The 2939-nt window shown below is 34.6% G+C and carries 6 protein-coding genes; 2 read left to right on the forward strand and 4 right to left on the reverse strand.

Annotated elements, in window-relative coordinates; genetic code table 11:
* Positions 1 to 18: 18 nt before the first annotated feature.
* Entirely contained in the window at positions 19 to 162 is a 144-nt protein-coding gene (locus tag ACJROP_RS00665) for an ATP-binding domain-containing protein (RefSeq protein WP_406533595.1), read from the forward strand.
* Positions 163 to 249: 87 nt separating this feature from the next.
* Here the strand turns inward: ACJROP_RS00665 and ACJROP_RS00670 are convergent, their stop codons facing one another.
* From ACJROP_RS00670 to ACJROP_RS00685, 4 genes are all read right to left on the reverse strand, one after another.
* The gene (locus ACJROP_RS00670; RefSeq protein ID WP_406533591.1) at positions 250 to 537 is read right to left on the reverse strand and encodes a hypothetical protein; all 288 of its coding nucleotides are present in this window, start codon (positions 535 to 537) and stop codon (positions 250 to 252) included.
* Positions 530 to 916, reverse strand: a complete 387-nt coding sequence (locus ACJROP_RS00675; protein ID WP_406533592.1) for a hypothetical protein — start codon at positions 914 to 916, stop codon at positions 530 to 532. The genes ACJROP_RS00670 and ACJROP_RS00675 overlap by 8 nt, the downstream gene beginning before the upstream one ends.
* Position 917: 1 nt before the next feature.
* Complete coding sequence (locus ACJROP_RS00680) at positions 918 to 1541, reverse strand: DUF4417 domain-containing protein (RefSeq protein ID WP_406533593.1); 624 nt, start codon at positions 1539 to 1541, stop codon at positions 918 to 920.
* A 219-nt stretch (positions 1542 to 1760) separates the two neighbouring features.
* Complete coding sequence (locus tag ACJROP_RS00685) at positions 1761 to 2486, reverse strand: helix-turn-helix domain-containing protein (protein WP_406533594.1); 726 nt, start codon at positions 2484 to 2486, stop codon at positions 1761 to 1763.
* A gap of 290 nt (positions 2487 to 2776) precedes the next feature.
* Between ACJROP_RS00685 and ACJROP_RS00690 the strand changes: the two genes are divergently transcribed.
* Positions 2777 to 2939: AAA family ATPase (locus ACJROP_RS00690; protein ID WP_406533596.1), on the forward strand; the 163-nt coding region annotated here is incomplete at its 3' end.

Genomic DNA, 2939 nt, shown 5'->3' on the forward strand with positions numbered 1-2939 from the left:
ATGAAAAGTTTCTTCATCATGCTGAAAAGGAATTTGCTGTACACAGCCGTAACCCGAGCGAAAAGCAAAGTGATAATAGTCGGTCAAAAGCAGGCAATTTTCATTGCCGTGAACAAGACCGAAACTGACAAACGAAATACTCAGCTTGGCAGCAGGATATGAACAAACAAGCCGTGTTATCATGCAAAGATAAACACGGCTTTTATATCCAATATATTTTTGAAACACTTGATTTTACACTAAAAAATTTTATTCGTCAACCCATTGCATTTGGTTCTCGATTTCCCAAAAGGTCTTACCACTCCATATAGGTGCATCTTGAAAAGCTTCAACACAGTCATTGGCGGTAGACTTCGTTATAGAGAAAACGGTCAAGTTTTTTGTGAGATTGTACACTTCAAGCCTTACTGAGTCTGTCCCATTTTCAAGGTGTTTTGTTTGGCAACCGTTAAGGAAATACTTGTTGTCTTTATAAACAACATAGTGATCCTCATAATAAAGCTTGTTAATAAATTCTCTTGCACTACCGTCAATCACTATACCACCTTCTTCCTACAAGATATTTTTCGTATTTTTTGAAAGTATCGTAATCTAAGTAATCAGCGGTCGTTCTTTTAAAATCACGATCATAATGATGTATATGCAAAACAGGTTTGTGATTTCCCGTTAAATCAGGTTCAGGATGGTAAGCAATTTCAGTAGTGAGGAAATGTTCATCATCATAAATTCTCAACATATTTAAAGTTCCATCTTTGTGAAGCTTGATATACATATTGCTTGAATGAGATTCGGCAGGCAAATCATGTAAACCGGTTCCAGGTATTCCAAATAATACTTTGACATCATCAACAAAACCAATGGTTTCATATGTATACGGTACACTTTTTCCTGCTGCATAAGTTCCTCTTCCACCCATATCAGCGTACCACCTTTCTTGGTGCACGATAGTCTACGGCAATAATATTACCGTCCATCTCTCTGAAAGGTTTACCCAAGCAGATAATGGCACTCGGCTCAACAGTTTCGATCATCTTGTTATATCCACGGAGAAAAAGTGCTTTCTCATGTTTGCAGCCAATCATGCCAACAGCTACAACACAGCCCTTTTCAACTCCGTCATTGCAGAAAGAGTAGCTTCTACTGTCGCTCCATGTCATAGTAGGAACCACTTTCAGCCCCATACTCTGCCAGTATGCACCTACCCAATGACTGTGAGCAACACTTTCGAGCTGTCTCCAGTAATTCATATCGGAATAGGTTGAATAATCGGGGGTAAGCAGAAAAGCATACTGCGAGAGCTTCTCAATGCTTCTTTCAGGATTATTGTAGATGCCTGTAAAGCGATAATCGTCAATAAAAAAGTGAACTCCACAAGCGGTGTTCTCGGGTTTGTCATTAAGTCTTGTGTCGGAATATGCGATAAGATGCACACTATCAAGAGGAATATCCTGTTTCTTGATAATAGGAATATCCCACTTGCCTGTTACATCAAAACCATTCCTCATAAAGAGTTTATTCTCTCTCATATCTAAAGAGGTCATAAAATTTCCTTTCCGGGTAATATTACCCTGTCAATTATTTTTGTACAATATGCGAATTGACAAAGAAAAGAAGTTATAATATACTAAACTTGCGGTTGTTATGTTGTAATCATAACTTCAAAACACGCTTACTTGTTGTTGGTATCAACTTGTCAGTGTGTTTTTTCTTTGTCAGAATAAAAAGCACATGGGAATCAGTCCTTTCGTAAATTTGTTACATTATAAATTGCTTAAATAAGCATTATAGTCATCTATGCTTTTTCTTTGTGCTTCTTCACCATCGGCAACCCAGATTTGCATTATCTTTGTATTTAAATTATCGAAAATATCATATGATGATTTAAAAAATTCTTTTCTGAATTCAGGTAAACACTTAGATAAGCCATAATTCAAACCTTCATCTGTATGTTCCCATCCCCAAATCCATGATGAAGCTTCTTTGACGGAAGTAACTATATTATCGTAACTGATATTGATTTGCTTTAAATTTGAAATAAATTTTTCAAAGAATGTTTGTCCTTCCTCCATCTTTTTAGCAACTTCAAAAAGTATATTGTGGCTTATCAATTTATCGATAATATCAGCGACTATTTCATATTGATCTTCATAACTTACAACATATCCTACATTTTTGTATGTCCATGGGTTAATAAGCTGTTTAACAGCTTCCTCACTCAAATTTAATGTATCACAGATACTTCTCAAATCTGTATCAAAAGTTTTAGCTTTAGTCTGACCAAGAATATAATCCACGCTCACTTGATAATATTGTGATATTTTAACAAGATTTGATGCTGAACATTCAGCAGTACCTTTAATATATTTGTTAAAAGTTTGATATGGGATGCCCATTTGCTCTGCTTGTTTTGGTATGGTTAATTCAGCATTGCCATTATTTTTTTCTTCACACAAACTTTTTAACATAGTGGCTATTATTTCTTTCATAAAATCACCTTGTATCTAATCGGATATTTTTTTTAAAAAGTTTCTGATTAGATATTATCGTAATTTACTTTTCTTGTCAAGTTAAATTTCAAAAAAATTCTATTATTTTACAACAAATGTAACAAATGAAAAACCACTTGTCATTATTTGACAGGTGGTTTGACTATGGAGAGAAAAGGAATGGCAGGATACTGTCTGCGATATTTCTCTGTTTCGGTATTGTCTTATTGAAAAGTTATGTTATAATAAATATAGAAGTGATGAAAAATGTTGCAGTGGGAGGTATGAACATGGGAATTTATTTGAATCCGACCAACGAAAGCTTTCAGGGGGCAGTTAATTCGGAAATATATGTGGATAAAACAGGACTTATAACATTTACCAATAGAAAAATAAAAACTTCTCAAAAACATATTTGTGTGAGTCGTCCGAGAAGATTTGGAAAATCTATGA

This window comes from Methanobrevibacter sp. (assembly GCF_045220775.1).
Taxonomy (GTDB): domain Archaea; phylum Methanobacteriota; class Methanobacteria; order Methanobacteriales; family Methanobacteriaceae; genus Methanocatella.

Excerpts from the sequence above, each read along its gene's own strand:
- ACJROP_RS00685 (WP_406533594.1), bottom strand. The coding sequence starts at position 2,486 with ATGAAAGAAATAATAGCCACTATGTTAAAAAGTTTGTGTGAAGAAAAA.
- ACJROP_RS00665 (WP_406533595.1), top strand. The coding sequence starts at position 19 with ATGCTGAAAAGGAATTTGCTGTACACAGCCGTAACCCGAGCGAAAAGC.
- ACJROP_RS00675 (WP_406533592.1), bottom strand. The coding sequence starts at position 916 with ATGGGTGGAAGAGGAACTTATGCAGCAGGAAAAAGTGTACCGTATACA.
- ACJROP_RS00680 (WP_406533593.1), bottom strand. The coding sequence starts at position 1,541 with ATGACCTCTTTAGATATGAGAGAGAATAAACTCTTTATGAGGAATGGT.